This window comes from Sporofaciens sp. JLR.KK001, assembly GCF_036941055.1.
In the GTDB taxonomy this organism is placed as follows: domain Bacteria; phylum Bacillota; class Clostridia; order Lachnospirales; family Lachnospiraceae; genus Sporofaciens.
In genome coordinates this window covers 1,764,272-1,782,550 of the sequence record NZ_JAYMNO010000001.1, presented here as the reverse complement: position 1 = coordinate 1,782,550, position 18,279 = coordinate 1,764,272, and the positions used below count along the sequence as shown (strand labels likewise).

The following is an 18,279-nucleotide window of genomic DNA, read 5'->3' as shown; positions in this document are numbered from 1 at the left end:
CAGCCACCGCTGCGCCTCATTCCTCCGCCTTGCATATGAAAAATCATTCTGCGTCATTTGACTAGTACATCATTGCATAATTAACAGTGGATAATGTGCTTGATATCTGCGTCAGATGTGCGTCTACAAGCCGACGGCGTAGCGGGCTACGTCTAGGATTGGAGGCGTGCAGCTGGCACAGATAGCGAGTGCAGAATTCACTGCTAATTACGCAATGCTGTACTAGAAACTTACTTTTCGATATAGCACTAATGCAAGAGACGGGCGCTGGCAAACTTCTCGTAATACTTCTTCGACTTCTCTTCTGTAAGGTTAAAATGCTTCTGCAGCTTCATAAGAATCCTTTCCTTGGGAATCTGTTCTTCCAAATTGTCCAGGATTACTGCCTGAATACCTTCTTCTCTTACTTTTTCTGTTACCTCTTCCGTCACTCTCTCTGTTACCTCTTCCGTCACTCTCTCTGTTACCTCTTCCGTCACTCTCTCTGTTACCTCTTCTGTTATTTCTTCCAACATTCCTTCGTATCTTATCTGCTCTATGGAACTCAACTCCGTTACCTCCTTCCACAGTTCCTCATTATCAGCGTAATCGATATACTCTGAGATCGTAGACATAAAATTCTCCCCGTGTGGGTACATGATTGCATTCAGGAAACGAAAAAGTTCATATCCTTCATCCTCCTCATTTCCATTATACACCTTATTCCCCAATTTAATAACTACCAATGTCATTAAATCATAATGTTCTCTAGGAACTTCATTAGGAGCCGTGTTCTTCGTATTCACTATCTCATAGACCTGTATACTGTAACGGTTCTCCTTCAGAATATCATCTCTGCAGATAAAGATACTGTAACACTTAGATAATTGATTGTAATCCGTTCCCTGTAAAACCAGAGATAACTGAGATGACAGACGTCTCGCAAGATAATATACTCCTCTTTTCTCAATTGGATATCCAGGCATATATGTCTTCTGCGGTTCTACGTCTATATGTAGGTTAATCTGTATATCTTCTGTGGAAAGCAGTGGATTCTTGGCTCGAAACGCCAGATCGAAAATAGATGTTTTCTCGTTCAAATGGATGAATTCTATACTGTCACCTCTTACCTTCGTGTTAGTCCTGCCCGGCGACACTTCCATCGTACTGATTATCGACTCAGCCTCTATAAATTCCTGAACTTCTTTTCGACTGTAACCTTTATATTCTGTAACCGTATCCCGAAGGATTACTGCCAGCACTTCCACATATTGCAGAAGCGTCTTACTCTGCTCATCCAATCCTTCCGTATCTGCCGTAATCTGCATAGCACTAAGCGACTCTATGCTCCCGTTAAGTTTGTCCAAATTACATCACCTCATTCTGTCGAAACTGTGTTATACTGAACGTCAGATGTACCTGCCGCGAGTATAGTCATTATCTTCATAATAATATAAAAATAAGGGATTGCCAATATAAATCATCCGACATATTTCGACATAAATATCTTAAAACTATCGCTATGCAACCTCAGTTTGCGTACAGCCAGACTGCTGCCCCATCCGGACGGATCATGATCAGAAGCCAAGACGGGAAACAGCTCGCCGGATGTTATAAGGCAGTGTCCTCCCGCATATCCTGCCTTAAAAAATCTGCCGATATGATACCTCAATATGCACTTTATGGAGTGGATTCGCAGTCATTCTGGGGAAAATCGAGAATACTCCTTGGCTACTATAGTGATGCCAATAGTATCCGGGAAGAAATAAATCAGATTCTTCTTGCAATTGAAGACGGAATGGTCTCTTAAGAGTTAAAATACGCCATTCCGGAACCGAAGATTTCCTTGCGTATGGAGCTTAAGAAGCTGCTGAAGCTTGGCTAAAATCACTGAAAACCAAGGGGATTATAACTTCGTTCAAGTCATAATCCCCTTGATAAAAATGTCCTGAATTTCCAATAATACCCTGCTTTGTCCGTTACTTTATCATCATTCCCATAATATAAAGATCGTAGTATTTCCCGTCCAATAATGTCTGGTTCTTACAGCAGCCTTCCACAACGAACCCAAACTTCAGATACAGTGAAACAGCCATTGTATTGTCTGTTCTTGTATCCAGGCGGATCCTCGTAGTCACACCGTTCCCTTTACACCAGTTTATCAACATCTGAATCAGCTTACTCCCTATTCCCTGTCTCTGGTATTCCTTCGCAACAACAATCCCCAGTTCTCCTTCATGCCGGGATTTGATCTTATGACTGGAACTAATCGTTGCAATCCCCACGATCTTCTCACTGTCAAGAGCCAGAAGCATCGTATTGTTGATATCACCCTAAAGCTCATTGATCTTAGCTTCCTGCGCCTTCACATCAAGCGGATACTCATCCTTCTCGAAGCTCAGGAAGCTCGTCTCTCCCCCTACATAATTATAAAAATCTACAATATTCTCTGCGTCTTCCGCTGCCGGGTTACGGTATGTAATCTCACTCAAAGGAATCTCCTTTCTCTCTCATCACTCTCTTCCAACACATCCTCCAGATCGCTCTTCTTCTCCCTGTACACCGTCAGCATAAAATCAATCAGATATGCCCCCATGATCACGCTCCCTAAGATCTTCCCCGCCCGCGCCGGGACACAGTCTACCATACTCACAATCATCTTATGTAAGAACAGAAACAACGCCACCGTATAGAATCCCCAGGCAATCGAACTCTCCAGACAGATAATCCCCTGATAATTAAAGGGCTTCTCCTGATAATCCCACCAGATCTCTCCGAAGACTCTCTGCATAATACGCGCCGTCACGAATTCCAACGTTGTAGCAAGAAACATGCCTAGCACAAATAACCGAAACGGATTCTCACTGTACGGACGCAGAATAAAGAACACCGTCAGCGCACCGAATCCATAGATCGGGCACATGGGCCCCCTCGCAAATCCTCTGTTCGTAATCTTCCTGTTACAGATGGACATATAGATCGACTCCACAAGCCATCCCAATATACTGTATAAGACAAACCAAAGCAACACCTGGTATGCATTTCCTCCAAAAATCCTGTTTTTCCACCACATCATGTATCTTCTCCTAGAAATAATGTCCATATTATACCCTTGTTAATATGATTTGTCAATTTTTAGCGAAATATTAGCAAGATATTTTCCCAGAAAACATTACAGTTCACTGCCTGACCGGCTGCCCTGCTGCCAGAAAACATCTTTCGTCATGGGAATAGATCACACCGACCGCCTGCAAATAGGCATAGATAATCGTCGTCCCGACAAATTTCATGCCCCGCTTCTTCAAATCCTTCGACACCATATCGGAAAGCTCAGACCGGGTCTGTCCCGTCTCATAAATTACCTTACCATCCGTAAAGTGCCACAGATAATCGGAAAAGCTCTGATATTCCTGCTGAATTTGACAGAATATCCGTGCATTCGTCACTGCCGCCCGGATCTTCAGCTGATTGCGGATGATGTCTGGATTATTAAGAAGTTCTTCTATTTTCTCTTCCCCATAACCGCAGACCTTCTCCAGATCAAAATCGTCAAATGCCTTCCTGAAGTTCTCCCGCTTATTCAGCACACATTCCCATGTCAGGCCGGCCTGAAACGCCTCAAGTACCAACATCTCAAACAGCTTATGATCGTTATGCACCGGAACTCCCCACTCTTCATCATGATACCGGATATATCTCTCGTTCTTAGGATTCGCCCACTGGCACCGCATCTTTCCATCCGTCCATTCCATACTTCCATTCCTTCCTGCTTCTATCTCTTCAACATCTTCATCTATTATACGGAATCTCAGGCCGGAAGTCAAATACTCCTCCGCCCGCAGGGAACAGCTTAATCTCTGTTGATGGTGTCCAGTTCCGCCCCTCCTTCGTCACTTCCGTATGATTCCAGGCAGAAGCAACCAGAGAAGTCGGAACCTGCTCTTCAAGCAGATAAGAAGCCGCCGCAAGCTCGCAACTCATTCACTCCTTCCACTGATACCCTGATCCCCGGACCGTAATCAGGTGCTCCGGCTTAGACGGGTTCTTCTCAAGCTTCTCCCGAAGACGGCGCACATATACCGACAGGGTATTGTCATCTACAAAATTCCCGGCGCCGTCCCACAGTCTGTCCAGGAGTACGCCGCGGGTAAGGATTCTTCCGCTGTTTTGAAGCAGCAGACAAAGAAGCCTGTACTCTGCTCCTGTAAATTCCACCGGCTCGCCGCCGATAGAAACTCTGCCTTCCGCAAGATTGACCGACAGGTCCCCCGACCGCAAGACATTCTCCCCGGTACTTCCAAGGCTGCTGCGGCGCAGCAGCGCCCGGATACGGGAACACAGCTCTCCTAATTTGAACGGTTTCGTGATATAATCATCTCCCCCGCAGTCAAGTCCCCGGATCACACTGGTCTCCTCGTCCGATGCCGTCAGGAAGATGATCGGAACCTGATTGCCGGATTCCCGAAGCTTCTCACATAATGCGAAGCCATTCCCGTCCGGCAATGTCACATCAAAAAGAAGGAGGTCAAAATCAGGCTGCTCCCCGAGCAGTCTGAAAGCCTCCTTTATGGTTCTAGCAACTTCTATCTCATATCCGTTTTTCTTCAGAGAATATGTCAGTCCGTCAACTAGGCTGATATCATCCTCAAGAAGTAATATTTTCTGCAAACAAATCGCCTCTCTTCATCGTAATATCCTTCTTTCACATATATTATACACGATTCTGAGAAAATATCTGCTTACAAAAATGTAAGGAATCGTTCCTGATGTCCTACCGGACGCGAAGTCTCTGTCCTACATAGATCAGATTGGGATTACGGATCCCGTTAAGCTGAACCAACCTCTGGTAAGTCGTACCAAACCGGCTGGCGATCCCGCTTAAGGTATCCCCCGGCCTCACTACATAATACGCTTCCTGCCCCGATCCGGCTGTCCTCACCGGTACCCGGATCACCTGGCCTGCATAGATCCTGTTCGGGTTCTGGATCCCGTTTAACTGAGCCAGAACTGCCGTGCTGGTACCATACCTTTTGGCGATCCCGCTTAAGGTATCGCCATACCGTATCCTGTAGGCGATCATCTGCTCCGGCTGCGGAACGGGTTCCGGTTTCGGCTCTGGCTCCGGCTCCGGTCTGCCGTCCCTTCCCGCGTACCGATCCCAGTCAGCCGCATTTCCATAGAATACATCCAGGTCCAGATTACCGTTATATCCGTCAAGCCGCCCTTCCGAAGTATACTGGTACAGCGTAGGCGCCTTCCACGCTCCCATCCTCTTGGGCAACGGTGCATCCGGATTATAACCCATCTGTACCCCAAACGCATAGTAATAAGCGTTCCACAGACGATAGCCGGCATCCGCCACCGAACTCCAGTCATGGCCGTTGACCACGGAATTGCTCATATAGACGAAGGGCTTCACCCCCGTTAACTGATGAACACGATCCAGCCACTGCTTCACCCAGTCCACACTATTCGTTGCCGCCGTTATCTCCCAGTCCAGCACCAGGATCGCTTCCTTCACATATCCTTTGACATTCTCTACAAAATGCTCTGCTTCATCATCCGCGTTATTGCCGCCGGCAAAATGGTACACGCCCAGCTTCTTCCCTAGGCTCTTAGCCTGTGTGAAAGCCGGATCACAATGGGGGTTCACGTAAGAGGTCCCTTCGGTTGCCTTGATGACTACAAATTCACACGGCACCGCCGCCAGGTCGATTCCCTTCTGCCAACTGCTGATATCAATTCCATTCATACTCATAAATATCGCTCCCTTCTATATATAAATATGAAAAAGAACGATATCCGGTACTAAAAATAAAGCATTCAGCACTCTCTCCTGCAATACGCCCTCACCGTCAGCCACAGAAACAGTGCAATCTTAAGAGTATCCTGAACATTCTTACATCTTGCCGATAAAAATAATGTACAGCTTACCATAGCAAGAATCGGCAGGAAACCTCACAAAGTTATGGCAGCCTGTGTCCGCCCTACATTAAGAGCCGGTATCACAAATGTCGTCCATAGCATCTGCACCGACGTTTTAAGCCCGTCCGCTCCGAATGCCAGATGTATCCTTCCGCCAATTCCAGAGAATGAACGTCCGTTCCTGCTTTCCCTACTATTTTCTGTTGGATTGCTCCCATGCGTTTCTGGTATGAAGTCATAATCCCAGGAACACCCGGATGCCCCTGCGCGGCTGATAATGCGGCTTCCTTGCTTCCATACCACTCTACCACTTTTGCAAAATTCTGGTTCTTATCAAGGTCAGGATGATCCATGACGGCTTTGATCTTCTTAAATGGAATGTCAAACTGAAAGAAATTGACACAGCCTTCGCATTTCTCAAGATCGTGAGATATCTGCCGAAGGATGCAGAAAAGAAATACCTTGCCGGTATCTTAACAGATTCCGGCGGGGAAATTCCCCGCCATTTTCACAGTATAAGAATTCCTGTCTTAAAAGAATGGTCTCTATGAGAACGGCAGCTCCTCACCATCTTCATCCCACTCCATCAATTCCTGTTCAACCACCTCGTCATATTCCTCCAGGATCTTCTCTATCCGTCTTTCCGCTTCCTGATTCCCCGAAACCTTATACAGTTCGCCCGCCGCAATAAAGAGAACCTCATTCTCATCTGTACACTCCGTATCTTCATGGATGTATTTCTCGATCAATGCTTCTGCCTCTTCATAATTACCGCCGTTCATATACGCATACACACCTGATGATACTGCCAGCATATTGTCCTCTTCCTTCTCCATCCATTCCCTGCTCAGCCTGACAGCCTCTTCATTCCTTCCAAGATTTCCCAATGCAGAGATTCTTAAAAAATCAAAATCTGATGACGATATCTCCTTCCATGCGAACATCTCAAGCATATCCACACACACCTCAAGCAGTTCTTCCCACATACCGCGCATATCAAGCTCACCGATGTAATCCTCAAGCCATCCTTCTATATCATATACAAAGTCCGTCACATCATCCAACTGATATAATTCCTGCGCATATCCGGCGTCCCTGCTCCGCTCCTCCCTGACGATCTCTTTGAGGAGATCAAACGCAGCTCCCCAACAGGAGCTATCCTGATCGATCCCCATCATATTGTTATAGCATTTTCCAGTCAAACTGTTAAATCTTCTCCATTTTGTGTTCATTTTCTTTTTCCTTTCTAGGATTTGATGTAATTCTATTATAATTCTTTTCTTCCCCAAAAACAAGCAATACCGCAGTGCTTGCCCCGATTGTTGCACTTCACGTCCATACCGGCATTTTCGGTTTTTTTTATCATATTTTAGGTTTTAAATAATATTTCTATTTTCCTATTGCATTAATTCCTGATCTATATTACACTACGCTAAAGTACGCGTTGACGGACGCTAGTACATCATTGCGGTTTCCATTTAAAAAGATATATCCGCGTGCTTTTTCACGGTTACAGATTGATTGTCAAGAGAGGAGACAAGAATGGATCAAAAAGAATTATTGGAACAGATAAACAAGACGCTCACCGATAATCCGGGGAAGATTATCAAGGTCAGAGACACCTTCGACGAGATGTTCGCGGGCCGCAGTATCAACAGCGCCCAGGCCATCGGCGACAAGGAGTACGAGAGGATCCGCTCCCATTTCCGGGACATGGGATTACCGCTTAGCTGGTGCACTGACAAGACTACCCTCTTTCAGTTATATAAGGCTATCAACCAGCGCCGGGACAGAGACAGGCATGATGCGTTTACCTCGGCCAAGAAGTCGTCAAAGCCTAAGAAGAAAGGTCTGTTTGGTTTCTTAAATTAACCGGCAGCCATTTCTCTGTGAAAAGCTTCAGGGGCAGCTATGGTTCATATGATCCATAGCTGCCCCTATTTTAGGACTATCTGTTTATCTAACAGAACAATATGATCAGCTGTGAGGCAAGCACCACCGCGATCAGTGCGATCGGGTAGGTCGCCGCGTATGCTGACGCAATGTCCTCCGTTCCGGCCATATTGATCAGCGTCCCAAGCGCCGGCGTACTGGTCATGCCCCCGGTCAGCGAACCGAGATTATTGAGCAGCGGCAGCTTCAGAATCTTCTTTGCAATAACGAATCCGATGATCATCGGGAGGATCGTCATGATCGCTCCGTAGAGGAAATAGATCGGCTCAAAATACTGCACGAATTTCGCACCGCCGGACACCCCTGCTCCGATCAGGAACAGCATCAATCCCAATTCCCTCAGCATCTTAAGCGTAGAACTCTTCGGCACGATGGATATCTTGCCGATATGTCCGTAATGCCCAAACACCAAAGCCGTCAGCAGACATCCTCCGGTAGTCGTCAGCGAGAAGTTCCGGTAACTGATGCTTCCCACCAGGATCCCTACGACTGCTGCCAGCGAAAACGCCATAAAACCGAACTCATCCACTTCTGTCAGGATCAGGTTCTTCTTCCTGCTGCTTCCGCCTTCTTTTGCGGCGATCTTCGCCACCTCTTCATTCATATCGGCCTTCATGATCTTCGGAACGATCTGTACGAATAAGACCACCCCGATCACGCCGAACAGATAAGCGATACCGTACCCTACGGATACCAGCGCCTCTAAGTCAGCGCCGACTGCCGCCTTCGATGCGGAGAATGCCGGCGTACTGGTCAGCGCACCCGAGAGGATACCAACCAGGATCGCCTTGAACTGGTCGTGTTCAAGATCCGTAAAGTTCCCGCCGATGAGGATGCATAGCACACAGGTAGCCGCCGCCGCAAGGATAATGATCGCGCCGAGCAGAACATAGGACTTAAAATTCCGCTTCAGATTCCCGAAGAAGTTCGGTCCCGCGATGAAACCAACGGAAGTCACAAAGAACACCAGACCCATATTCTCGACAATCTTCAGCGCATCTGTAGCAAATGTCACTTCTCCTGCCATCAGGTTATCCGACAGCTTCGTATATAACAGGCACCCATAGACCAGAGCAACAATAAATACTCCGGCAGTTCCAAGGTCGATTCCCTTCACTTCGATCCTGCCGATGGAATATCCGACGGCAGCAATTGCGAAGATCGAGAATGTCAGAAATACTACAGCCTTAACTGCCAATATCCCTCCAAATAACTCCATGTCATTTGACTCCCTTCTATAAATAAAGCAGTTCATTCTTCAACATCTGAGCTATTACTATTACAGTGTTGCTTATTCGTGCTCCTTTAAGTATGCGGCTCTTCCGCTCTCATACAGGTTATTTCCCTCGCTGTCGATAATGACAACCAACGGCATATCCTCTACATACAGCTTCCGAAGCGCCTCGGCTCCCAGATCTTCGTAAGCAATCAGCTCTGCCTTCTTGATACATTTTGCAAGAAGCGCGCCTGCGCCGCCGATGGCTCCGAAGTATACTCCAGAGTATTTCTTCATCGCGTCAACGACCTCCGGCAAACGTGCGCCCTTACCGATCATGCCGCGCGCGCCCACAGACATCATGGTCGGCGCATAGGCGTCCATACGCCCGCTGGTGGTCGGTCCCGCGGAACCGATGACCTGCCCCGGCTTCGCCGGAGTCGGTCCTACATAATAGATCGTAGCGTCTGTTGGATCAAACGGGATCTTCTCCCCCTTCTCCAGCGCCTCGCACATCCTCTTGTGGCCTGCGTCGCGGGATGTGTAGATCGTTCCTGTCACAAGTACGCTGTCGCCCGCGTGCAGTGTCTTCGCAAGCTCTTCTGTCAATGGTAATGTAATCTTCTTTGCTGCCATCTTAGATCACCTCCGATTTGTGGCGTGTAACATGGCAGTTGATGTTGACTGCACATGGCATGCCTGCAATATGGGTCGGCAGAGTTTCAATATTTAATCCGATCGCCGTAGTCTTTCCGCCGAAGCCCTGCGGCCCGATGCCAAGCTTATTGATCTTCTCTAACATCTCTTTTTCAAGATCTGCATAGAATGCATCCGGGTTGGAGGAGTCGATCGGCCGCATCAGCGCTTTCTTCGCAAGGAGCGCCGCCTTGTCGAAGGTTCCGCCGATCCCGACGCCTACGACCATCGGCGGACACGGGTTCGGTCCCGCTGTCTCCACCACCTCGAGGATGAAGTCCTTGATCCCCTGTAACCCATGAGACGGCTTGAACATGCGGATCTGGCTCATATTCTCGCTTCCGAAGCCTTTAGGACCAACAGTCACCTTGATCTGCTCGCCCGGAACGATCTCCGTATAGAGCATTGCCGGCGTATTGTCTCCGGTATTGCCGCGGCGCACCGGATCCTTTACAACAGATTTCCGAAGATATCCCTTGTCGTAACCGCGGCGCACACCCTCGTCAACCGCATCCGCAAGATTGCCTCCGGTCAAGTGTACATCCTGACCAATCTCAAGGAATACGCACGCCATACCTGTATCCTGACAGATCGGCACGCACTCTCTGTCTGCAATCTCGAAGTTCTCGATGATGTTATCCAGAACGCCTTTGGCGATCTCTCCGTCCTCGCACGCGCGGCAATCCTTGATCGCACACTTCACGTCCTCAGGAAGATGCTCATTCGCTTCGATACAAAGCTTCTCTACGACATCCGTAATCTTGCTTACTTCTATCTCACGCATAATCTAATCTCCTTTTTCTATCTCTCATGCCTTGCATACTTCGGCAGAAGCTTCGGTGATACTTCTTCTGTAGCCGCAGAAGCACCTCTAAGCTCCTCGTCATAGCTTGCCACATGGTCAAGATTCATGGTGCCAAGCTCTACTTCTTTGGCCTTCGCCGCCGCTTTCTTACCTGCATTTCTTCCGAATACGATCACGTCAAGAAGGGAGTTGCCCATCAGACGGTTTCTTCCGTGGATTCCGCCTGCGGCTTCTCCTGCCGCCAGGAGGTTCGGAATGTTCTTCGTGAATCCTTCTCCGTCGATCTCAAGACCGCCGTTCTGATAATGCAGTGTAGGATAGATCAGGATCGGCACCTTTCTCATATCAATTCCGTATTTCATGTACATACGGAACATAGCCGGGATCCTCTTCTCGATCGTTCCCTCTCCGCCGAGGATCTCGATCATAGGCGTGTCAAGCCATACGCCCTTCTGTCCGCTCGGAGCCTCCACGCCGCGGCCTTCGCTGCACTCGCGGATAACGCCTGATGCATTGACGTCGCGTGTCTCCAACGGATGAATATAAGCTTCACCCTCAGCATTGACAAGCTGAGCGCCCACAGAACGAACCTTCTCCGTAACAAGCGCGCCCTGGATCTGTACCGGATGAGCAACGCCCGTCGGATGATACTGGATGGAATCCTGGTAGAGAAGCGGTACGCCCGCCCTGTAACCCAGGATCAGTCCGTCTGCGGTTGCTCCGTAATGGTTAGACGTCGGGAAGCCCTGGTAATGCATTCTTCCTGCACCGCCTGTTGCGATCACCACCGTCTTCGCCCTTGCAACAGAGTAGTCTCCCGTCTCCATGTTGAGAAGGACCGCACCTGCCGCCTGCCCCTTGTCATCCTTGATGATCTCTACCGCGGAGGTGAATTCAATCACCGGGATCTGGCGGTTCAGAACTTCGTCGCGGAGAGTACGCATGATCTCTGCGCCGGAATAGTCCTTACATGCATGCATTCTCTTTCTGGAGGTACCGCCGCCGTGGGTCGTTACCATACGTCCGTCTGCATCCTTATCAAACATAACGCCAAGCTCATTCAGCCATTTGATCGCATCCGGCGCTTCCATTACGAGACGTTTTACCAGTTCCGGCCTTGCGGCAAAGTGTCCGCCGCCAAAGCAGTCCAGATAGTGCTGAACCGGAGAGTCGTTCTCCTTATCTGCCGCCTGGATACCGCCTTCCGCCATCATCGTATTGGCGTCGCCGATACGAAGCTTCGTCACGATCATAACATTAGCGCCTGCGTTGTGGGCTTCGATGGCACAGGAGGAACCTGCGCCGCCTCCGCCGATCACAAGTACGTCCACATCATAATCAACCTTCGTGATATCAACCTTGTCATTGACCAGACGGCTTGTGGAGTGAAGCATCTCCGCCAGTTCAAGAGGCGCTTTCTGTCCTTTATTCGGACCTACCTTGATCTCGGCAAAAGCGTCTGGATTATAATCAGGATGGAACTCCTTAAGAAGAGCATCTTTTTCATCAGCGGTCAGACGTCTCGGCTCTGTAGACATACGTTTTTCTCTTGTAGCCTCTACCTTTTTGATGGATTCCATCATATTCTCTGGATATGGTGTATACATATTCTGACCTCCCTTATTTCTCAATCTCTCTTGTATTATAAAGCTCCTGCATCTCCGTGATCGGCTTCTGCATGATCTGCTCAATCAGCTCGTCATACTCTCCTTTGTTCACTTCATCTACACGGTTTGCAAGATGCTCTGTTTCAGGCGCAATGTATTTTCCTGTAAGTCTTCTTGCCAGAACACCTACGTGCGGATGGGAGATTCCCGCCGGACATCTTACGGTACAGCATCCGCATCCGATACAGTCAAAGGATTCTTCCGCACATTTCTCAAATTCCCCGCGCTGTGCATATGCGATATACTGCATAACATTTAGATCCTGTGTACAGGCCTTCGTACAGGCGTTGCATCCGATACAGCTGTAGATCTCCGGGTAGAGTTCCATCATGATCTGCTGGGTCGGCTTGATATCCTCGATCTCATAGGTCCTCTTATCTGTCGGGAAGAACGGGATGCTTGCCACATACATGCCCTCTTCTACCTGAGTCTGGCAGGCAAGGCAGGTCTTTAATTCATTTTTCCCTTTGATACGGTATACGGTCGCACAGGCTCCGCAGAAACCATGACGGCAGCCGCACCCTCTTTTCCATGTATAACCGGCATATTCCATGGCGGTCATGATCGTAAGATCTGCCGGAACACTGTAACGCTTACCGCTAAAATATACATTTACCATATTTTCCATGTTATTCGTATCCTTTCTTATATTTATTCGCAATTGGACGTTTCGCCATGCTAAGCTCAAAACCGCTGCTTCGCAGCTTCTCCGCAACATTTCTGTTGCTGCGTTTTTCGCTTCATGGCTGAACTGGCGGGCCTTAGTATTCATTCGGAAGCTCGTCGATCTCGTCGTACCGGAATACCGGACCGTCCTTGCACACATACTTGGAACCGATATTGCAGCGTCCGCATTTGCCTACGCCGCACTTCATCCGAAGCTCCAGCGTCGTGTAGACCTGCTCTGTGGTGAACCCAAGCTCCTTAAGGCCTGCAAGCACGAACTTGATCATAATCGGAGGTCCGCATACCAGCGCCGTCCTGTCCGTGTCGAATCCAAGCTCTTTTACATAGTTCGGAACGAATCCCACATGACCGTCCCAATTGTCCTGCTCTCTGTCGATGGTCAGGTAGACGTTCACGCCCTCTGCCTTCATCCATACCTCCTGGATCTCCTTTAACTGAACCAGGTCCTCCGCGGAACGGGAGCCGTAGACGATATCCACCGTCCCGTAATTCTCACGGTTGTCAAGCACATAATTGATGACAGAACGAAGAGGCGCAAGGCCGATACCGCCTGCGATGAACAGAAGGTTCTTACCCTTAAGCTCTGTCTCTACCGGAAATGAATTGCCGTATGGTCCCCGGACTGTGATCTCATCACCCACCTCCAGGCTGTGAAGATAGTCCGTCAAGATACCGCACTGCTTGATGCTGAACTCCTGATATTCCTTGTTGGTCGGCGAAGAAGTAATGGAAAACATACCTTCGCTGATCCCAGGCGCACAGACCATAGCGCACTGTCCCGGCATATGCTCAAAAAGCTTGCCTCCCTCGGGCGCATTTACCCGAAAGGTCTTCACATCCGGCGTCTCCTGGCGGATATCCGTGATCACGCCGACCTGGGGGATCAGAGTATCTAATGTATAATTCTTATGACATGTACATTCTCCCATTATTTTTCACCTCCCTGATTCTGAAATGCTTTCACAACCTTCACGATATTAAGCGCCTGCGGGCATTTCTCCACACAGCGTCCGCAGCCGACACAGGAGTACATCCCGTCGTTGTTCGCCGGATAGTACACTAACTTGTGCATGAATCTCTGGCGGAATCTCTGCATCTGGCTGGTACGGTTGTTGCCGTGGGCCATCATCGTAAAGTCGGAATACATACAGGAATCCCAGCATCTATAACGGGATACGCTGTTTCCTGCGGTGTAATCCTTGATATCATAACACTGGCAGGTCGGGCACACGAAGGTACATGTACCGCACGCCAGACATGGCTTGTATAATTCTTCCCAGACCGGAGAGTCAAACTTCTCAGACAGCGCGTCTCCATTCCAGCCTTCTAAGGATAGGTTCATATACGGAAGCTTCTCTACGATCTTATGAATATTCTCTTTCTCCGCTTCTACGGCCGCCTCGCCTGCGCCGTCCTCTGCGAGCAGTTCCTTAACAGTCTCGGTAAGAGCCTCGCCTTTATCGGTCAGCGCCTTCCAGTATAATTCATCTCCGACTGTCCAGACCACTACATCCGAAGCCGGGTTGGCTGCATCTACTCCGAATACCTTACAGAAGCAGGTCTCCTCCGGCTCATGGCAGGCCATAGCCACGACCGTCCCATGATCTCTTCTTGCCGCGTAGAACGTATCGACCGGATCGGATAAGAATACCTTGTCTAATACCTCTAAGCCCTTCACGTCACAGGCTTTCATGCCGAATACGACGAAATCCTGCTCTTTTAAGCGCTCCGGCTCGATAGACATCTTCTTTCCCTCTTTTTTCACGGTATAGAGACCTTCGCTCTGCGGGAAGAATGCGTCCTTGGCTGATTTTACGGTCTTTAAGGTATCAAGATCTACCTCTGCGTCCTCGCTCCACGCCGCAAAATTCGTCTGTCCGGCCGTCTTCACCGGAAGATACAGCTCACGTGTTTCCGCGATCAACTGGAATAATGCGGAAAGATTCTCTTTGGCTATCTTATACATACATTATCCCCTCTTTCCTACTATACTTGGTTCCGCATCCTCAAACGTATAGTTTGTAAGCGGTGCTTTTGAATCGGTATCTGCTCCTGCCTGGTATTCCCCGTATAATTCATCAATATCCTTGATGAACTTGCGGTTGAACAGGTGAAGCGGGATCCCCTGCGGGCATACACGGCTGCACTCGCCGCAGTCCGTACATCTTCCGGCCACATGGAACGCGCGGATGATGTGGAACATCTTCTCCTCAAAGGAGTCCACGTTCGCCTTCTGGGAGCTGTCGAACTTGTTGCTGTCGAATACGCATTTGCGGCAGCTGCAGGCAGGACATGCGTTCCTGCAGGCATTGCAGCGGATACATTTACTCAGTTCACTTCTGAAGTACGCGAACTTCTCCTCCGGGCTCATCGCCTCGATCTTCGCTACTTCGTCGAAGCGTTCCGCATCCTTCGTCTCCTTGGACTCTCCGATCTGCTCGTCAAAGATCATGTGATCCTTGCCCTTGCAGACATGGCATCTCTCCAGCATACCGTCTGCGTAAGAGATAGATTTCTCCCCGTAAATGGTCTGAATCTTCAAAGTATCCGCTTCATCCGTGATCTCTGCGCCTTCGATGCTCTCGATTCCTTTGATCCCTTGCTTCTTGATTCTTTCAATATCCAGTTTGCCCTTGCATCCCACGCCTACGATATAAGCTTTCTCCCGGTCTACCCGATGCTCCTTGATCAGTTGGTTAAAGCTGTATGTATCGCATGGTTTTAAGCAGACCATGGTCTTTCCTTCCAGCTTGGAAGCTTCGATCATGTATTTGCTTAAGTTGGCTCCGCAGAACCCGTTATATACAAAATCCTTCAAATCTTCTTCTGTCTCGAAGTAAGCCGGTTCCGGATTGTAAGGCAAGTCTCCGGCCTTCCAGCCGAGAACCCGTGCCACTGTTCCGTCAGCCAGCAGTTCTTTTGCACGGTTAATTAACTCTTGCATCTTAGATCCCCCAATCTTACATTTTCACCGAGAGAATAGATCTTCTCTACGAAACTGTTCATCGTCTCAGAGAACTTCACGCCCTCTGCCGCAGATACCCATTCTACACGGGTACGTCCGTTTTCCACGCCGATGTAGTCAAGCATGGAGAATAACAGCGTCATACGCCTTCTCGCATAGTAGTTTCCGGTGCTGTAATGGCAGTCTCCCGGGTGGCATCCGCACATGATCACTCCGTCTGCCCCCTTCTCGAATGCTCTTAAGATGAACATGGGATTCACACGGCAGGAACATGGCACGCGGATGATCTTCACATCGGCAGGATAGGTAAGACGGCTGCTTCCTGCCAGGTCGGCTCCCGCGTAACTGCACCAGTTACAGCAGAATGCCACAATCTTCGGTTTGAATTCTTTATTTTCTAACGGCATATTGCATCCACCTCCGCTAAGATCTGTCTATTGGAGAAGCCCTGCAGATCCATGGCTCCTGACGGACATGCAACGGTACAAGCGCCGCAGCCCTGGCAGAGTGCGTTATTTACCACTGCCACACGGCGTGTCTCGCGGATTCCATGGTCGTTGACCTCTTTGTCTTCATAAGTGATCGCACCGTACGGACATACATTCTCACAGGTAGAACATCCGTTACACAGCAGGACGTCTGACTGTGCGGTACATGGGTTGGTCATCAGTTTATCCTTCGCAAGAAGCCCGATCGCTTTTACAGCAGCAGCTCCCGCCTGGGCAACCGTCTCCGGGATATCCTTTGGTCCCTGGCATACGCCGGATAAGAAGATACCGGCTGTCGGCGACTCTACCGGACGGAGCTTCGCATGAGCTTCTGTCAGGAAATTATTCGTGTCAATGCTTGCAGTCAGCATGGTCGCGATCTTACGCACGTCTGGATTCGGCTCGATCGCCGTGGCAAGGACTACCATATCCGCTTCTTTTAAGATCTGACGGTTATCAAGAAGGTCTGATCCCTGTACCAGAAGTTTTCCGTCCGGCTGCGGGATTACCTTTCCGACCTGTCCTTTGATGTAATTCACTCCGTACTGCTCTACCGCTCTTCTGTAGAACTCGTCGAAGTTCTTACCTGGCGTACGCACGTCGATATAGAATACGGTCACGTTCACATCCGGGTATTTGTCACGGATCAGCATAGCGTGCTTCGCCGTATACATACAACAGATCTTGGAACAGTACGGCTTGCCTCTGTCGTCGGAACAGCGGCTTCCCACACACTGGATAAATACGATCTCCTTCGGAGCCTTTCCGTCGGAGAGACGCTCCAGGTGTCCGTGGGTCGGTCCTGCGGCGTTCATTACACGCTCCAACTCTAAGGACGTGATGACATCCTTGCTCTGGCTGTATGCGTATTCGTCATATTTGTCCAGGTTGATGGTATCAAACCCTGTCGCGACAACGATCGCACCATACTTCTCTGAGATGATCTCATCCTTCTGCTCGTAGTCGACGGCGCCTGCCTGACAGACCTTGGAACAGATTCCGCACTTCCCGGTCTTGAACTTGATACACGCCTCACGGTCGATCACCGGCACATTCGGGATCGCCTGTGCGAACGGGGTGTAGATGGCGCTTCTGGTGTTCAGGCCTCTGTTAAACTCGCTCGGAGCCTTCTTGGACGGACATTTCTCCTGGCAGACTCCGCAGCCGGTACACTTGTTCATATCCACGCTTCTTGCTTTCTTGCGGATATCCACGGTGAAGTCTCCTACGAACCCGCTTACCTTCTCTACTTCGCTGTATGTATAGATGGTGATCTTCTCATGGGCTGACGCTTCCACCATCTTCGGCGTCAGGATACACGCGGAACAGTCAAGAGTCGGGAACGTCTTGTCAAGCTGCGACATCCTTCCTCCGATACTCGGCGTCTTCTCCACGATATCAACCTCATAGCCTGCGTCCGCAATATCAAGGGCTGTCTGGATACCTGCGATTCCGCCTCCGATCACCAGCGCCCTCTTGGTCACACGGCTCTCTCCCGCCTGAAGCGGAGCGTTTAAGTTCACCTTCGCAACCGCCGCCCTCATGAGGATCACTGCTTTCTTGGTCGCCTCTTCCATATCCTTATGGATCCAGGAACAATGCTCGCGAATGTTGGCGATCTCTACCATGTACGGATTCAGTCCCGCACGCTCCGCCGCCTTTCTGAATGTAGCCTCATGCATACGCGGGGAACAGGAACATACGACGATTCCTGTCAAATTCTTCTCCTTGATCGCTGCGGCGATCTTAGCCTGGCCTGCTTCGGAACACATATACTGGTAGTCTTCGGCATGGACAACGCCCGGCTCCATGAGAGACATCTCTGCTACTTTGCTTACGTCCACCGTAGCGGCAATATTACTTCCGCAATGGCAGACAAATACTCCTATCCTCTGCAC

The 18,279-nt window shown here is 49.4% G+C and carries 22 protein-coding genes; 2 read left to right on the top strand and 20 right to left on the bottom strand.

Annotated features, from left to right (window positions below; translation table 11 throughout):
- Positions 1 to 248 precede the first annotated feature (248 nt).
- Positions 249 to 1,346, bottom strand: a complete 1,098-nt coding sequence (locus VSQ62_RS09440) for a PD-(D/E)XK nuclease family transposase (RefSeq protein ID WP_334634536.1) — start codon at positions 1,344 to 1,346, stop codon at positions 249 to 251.
- 206 nt (positions 1,347 to 1,552) lie between these two features.
- Between VSQ62_RS09440 and VSQ62_RS09435 the strand changes: the two genes are divergently transcribed.
- Entirely contained in the window at positions 1,553 to 1,789 is a 237-nt protein-coding gene (locus tag VSQ62_RS09435; RefSeq protein ID WP_334634535.1) for a hypothetical protein, read from the top strand.
- 169 nt (positions 1,790 to 1,958) lie between these two features.
- On the opposite strand, the gene VSQ62_RS09430 is transcribed toward VSQ62_RS09435, so the two are convergent.
- From VSQ62_RS09430 to VSQ62_RS09390, 9 genes are all read right to left on the bottom strand, one after another.
- A complete protein-coding gene (locus tag VSQ62_RS09430) occupies positions 1,959 to 2,294 on the bottom strand; it encodes a GNAT family N-acetyltransferase (RefSeq protein ID WP_334634534.1) in 336 nt (111 codons plus the stop codon).
- Positions 2,295 to 2,312: 18 nt separating this feature from the next.
- Entirely contained in the window at positions 2,313 to 2,471 is a 159-nt protein-coding gene (locus tag VSQ62_RS09425; protein WP_334634533.1) for a hypothetical protein, read from the bottom strand.
- Positions 2,468 to 3,052: a putative ABC transporter permease gene (locus VSQ62_RS09420; protein ID WP_334637614.1), complete on the bottom strand. Its 585-nt coding sequence runs from the start codon at positions 3,050 to 3,052 to the stop codon at positions 2,468 to 2,470. Before VSQ62_RS09420 ends, VSQ62_RS09425 begins: the two co-directional genes overlap by 4 nt.
- A gap of 106 nt (positions 3,053 to 3,158) precedes the next feature.
- Positions 3,159 to 3,731: a DNA-3-methyladenine glycosylase I gene (locus VSQ62_RS09415; RefSeq protein WP_334634532.1), complete on the bottom strand. Its 573-nt coding sequence runs from the start codon at positions 3,729 to 3,731 to the stop codon at positions 3,159 to 3,161.
- A 37-nt stretch (positions 3,732 to 3,768) separates the two neighbouring features.
- On the bottom strand, positions 3,769 to 3,960 hold the full coding sequence (locus VSQ62_RS09410) for a hypothetical protein (protein WP_334634531.1): 192 nt from the start codon (positions 3,958 to 3,960) through the stop codon (positions 3,769 to 3,771).
- Complete coding sequence (locus tag VSQ62_RS09405) at positions 3,961 to 4,647, bottom strand: response regulator transcription factor (protein WP_334634530.1); 687 nt, start codon at positions 4,645 to 4,647, stop codon at positions 3,961 to 3,963.
- A 103-nt stretch (positions 4,648 to 4,750) separates the two neighbouring features.
- Complete coding sequence (locus tag VSQ62_RS09400) at positions 4,751 to 5,737, bottom strand: LysM peptidoglycan-binding domain-containing protein (RefSeq protein ID WP_334634528.1); 987 nt, start codon at positions 5,735 to 5,737, stop codon at positions 4,751 to 4,753.
- A 247-nt stretch (positions 5,738 to 5,984) separates the two neighbouring features.
- Complete coding sequence (locus VSQ62_RS09395; protein ID WP_334634527.1) at positions 5,985 to 6,257, bottom strand: hypothetical protein; 273 nt, start codon at positions 6,255 to 6,257, stop codon at positions 5,985 to 5,987.
- A gap of 192 nt (positions 6,258 to 6,449) precedes the next feature.
- Positions 6,450 to 7,136 (bottom strand): tetratricopeptide repeat protein, encoded by a 687-nt coding sequence (locus tag VSQ62_RS09390; RefSeq protein ID WP_334634525.1) that lies wholly within the window; start codon positions 7,134 to 7,136, stop codon positions 6,450 to 6,452.
- A gap of 310 nt (positions 7,137 to 7,446) precedes the next feature.
- On the opposite strand from VSQ62_RS09390, the gene VSQ62_RS09385 reads away from it, so the two are divergent.
- Positions 7,447 to 7,776: a hypothetical protein gene (locus VSQ62_RS09385; protein WP_334634524.1), complete on the top strand. Its 330-nt coding sequence runs from the start codon at positions 7,447 to 7,449 to the stop codon at positions 7,774 to 7,776.
- 88 nt (positions 7,777 to 7,864) lie between these two features.
- Here the strand turns inward: VSQ62_RS09385 and VSQ62_RS09380 are convergent, their stop codons facing one another.
- From VSQ62_RS09380 to VSQ62_RS09335, 10 genes are all read right to left on the bottom strand, one after another.
- Positions 7,865 to 9,076: an aspartate-alanine antiporter-like transporter gene (locus VSQ62_RS09380; RefSeq protein WP_334634522.1), complete on the bottom strand. Its 1,212-nt coding sequence runs from the start codon at positions 9,074 to 9,076 to the stop codon at positions 7,865 to 7,867.
- Between the two features lie 72 nt (positions 9,077 to 9,148).
- Complete coding sequence (locus tag VSQ62_RS09375) at positions 9,149 to 9,709, bottom strand: Fe-S-containing hydro-lyase (RefSeq protein ID WP_016217622.1); 561 nt, start codon at positions 9,707 to 9,709, stop codon at positions 9,149 to 9,151.
- A gap of 1 nt (position 9,710) precedes the next feature.
- On the bottom strand, positions 9,711 to 10,553 hold the full coding sequence (locus VSQ62_RS09370) for a fumarate hydratase (protein WP_334634521.1): 843 nt from the start codon (positions 10,551 to 10,553) through the stop codon (positions 9,711 to 9,713).
- 17 nt (positions 10,554 to 10,570) lie between these two features.
- Entirely contained in the window at positions 10,571 to 12,181 is a 1,611-nt protein-coding gene (locus VSQ62_RS09365; protein ID WP_334634520.1) for an FAD-dependent oxidoreductase, read from the bottom strand.
- A 13-nt stretch (positions 12,182 to 12,194) separates the two neighbouring features.
- Entirely contained in the window at positions 12,195 to 12,869 is a 675-nt protein-coding gene (locus tag VSQ62_RS09360; RefSeq protein WP_016217619.1) for a 2Fe-2S iron-sulfur cluster-binding protein, read from the bottom strand.
- Positions 12,870 to 13,002: 133 nt separating this feature from the next.
- The gene (locus tag VSQ62_RS09355) at positions 13,003 to 13,857 is read right to left on the bottom strand and encodes an FAD/NAD(P)-binding protein (protein ID WP_334634518.1); all 855 of its coding nucleotides are present in this window, start codon (positions 13,855 to 13,857) and stop codon (positions 13,003 to 13,005) included.
- Entirely contained in the window at positions 13,857 to 14,894 is a 1,038-nt protein-coding gene (locus tag VSQ62_RS09350) for a 4Fe-4S dicluster domain-containing protein (RefSeq protein WP_334634517.1), read from the bottom strand. The genes VSQ62_RS09355 and VSQ62_RS09350 overlap by 1 nt, the downstream gene beginning before the upstream one ends.
- A gap of 3 nt (positions 14,895 to 14,897) precedes the next feature.
- Positions 14,898 to 15,872: a 4Fe-4S dicluster domain-containing protein gene (locus tag VSQ62_RS09345; protein WP_334634516.1), complete on the bottom strand. Its 975-nt coding sequence runs from the start codon at positions 15,870 to 15,872 to the stop codon at positions 14,898 to 14,900.
- A complete protein-coding gene (locus VSQ62_RS09340; protein WP_334634515.1) occupies positions 15,860 to 16,300 on the bottom strand; it encodes a hydrogenase iron-sulfur subunit in 441 nt (146 codons plus the stop codon). The genes VSQ62_RS09345 and VSQ62_RS09340 overlap by 13 nt, the downstream gene beginning before the upstream one ends.
- Complete coding sequence (locus tag VSQ62_RS09335) at positions 16,291 to 18,279, bottom strand: 4Fe-4S binding protein (RefSeq protein ID WP_334634513.1); 1,989 nt, start codon at positions 18,277 to 18,279, stop codon at positions 16,291 to 16,293. The genes VSQ62_RS09340 and VSQ62_RS09335 overlap by 10 nt, the downstream gene beginning before the upstream one ends.

Coding starts and splice junctions, on each gene's coding strand:
- VSQ62_RS09435 (WP_334634535.1), top strand. CDS start 1,553: ATGATCAGAAGCCAAGACGGGAAACAGCTCGCCGGATGTTATAAGGCA.
- VSQ62_RS09430 (WP_334634534.1), bottom strand. CDS start 2,294: ATGCTTCTGGCTCTTGACAGTGAGAAGATCGTGGGGATTGCAACGATT.
- VSQ62_RS09420 (WP_334637614.1), bottom strand. CDS start 3,052: ATGTGGTGGAAAAACAGGATTTTTGGAGGAAATGCATACCAGGTGTTG.
- VSQ62_RS09415 (WP_334634532.1), bottom strand. CDS start 3,731: ATGGAATGGACGGATGGAAAGATGCGGTGCCAGTGGGCGAATCCTAAG.
- VSQ62_RS09410 (WP_334634531.1), bottom strand. CDS start 3,960: ATGAGTTGCGAGCTTGCGGCGGCTTCTTATCTGCTTGAAGAGCAGGTT.
- VSQ62_RS09400 (WP_334634528.1), bottom strand. CDS start 5,737: ATGAGTATGAATGGAATTGATATCAGCAGTTGGCAGAAGGGAATCGAC.
- VSQ62_RS09395 (WP_334634527.1), bottom strand. CDS start 6,257: ATGGATCATCCTGACCTTGATAAGAACCAGAATTTTGCAAAAGTGGTA.
- VSQ62_RS09390 (WP_334634525.1), bottom strand. CDS start 7,136: ATGAACACAAAATGGAGAAGATTTAACAGTTTGACTGGAAAATGCTAT.
- VSQ62_RS09385 (WP_334634524.1), top strand. CDS start 7,447: ATGGATCAAAAAGAATTATTGGAACAGATAAACAAGACGCTCACCGAT.
- VSQ62_RS09380 (WP_334634522.1), bottom strand. CDS start 9,076: ATGGAGTTATTTGGAGGGATATTGGCAGTTAAGGCTGTAGTATTTCTG.
- VSQ62_RS09375 (WP_016217622.1), bottom strand. CDS start 9,709: ATGGCAGCAAAGAAGATTACATTACCATTGACAGAAGAGCTTGCGAAG.
- VSQ62_RS09370 (WP_334634521.1), bottom strand. CDS start 10,553: ATGCGTGAGATAGAAGTAAGCAAGATTACGGATGTCGTAGAGAAGCTT.
- VSQ62_RS09365 (WP_334634520.1), bottom strand. CDS start 12,181: ATGTATACACCATATCCAGAGAATATGATGGAATCCATCAAAAAGGTA.
- VSQ62_RS09360 (WP_016217619.1), bottom strand. CDS start 12,869: ATGGAAAATATGGTAAATGTATATTTTAGCGGTAAGCGTTACAGTGTT.
- VSQ62_RS09355 (WP_334634518.1), bottom strand. CDS start 13,857: ATGGGAGAATGTACATGTCATAAGAATTATACATTAGATACTCTGATC.
- VSQ62_RS09350 (WP_334634517.1), bottom strand. CDS start 14,894: ATGTATAAGATAGCCAAAGAGAATCTTTCCGCATTATTCCAGTTGATC.
- VSQ62_RS09345 (WP_334634516.1), bottom strand. CDS start 15,872: ATGCAAGAGTTAATTAACCGTGCAAAAGAACTGCTGGCTGACGGAACA.
- VSQ62_RS09340 (WP_334634515.1), bottom strand. CDS start 16,300: ATGCCGTTAGAAAATAAAGAATTCAAACCGAAGATTGTGGCATTCTGC.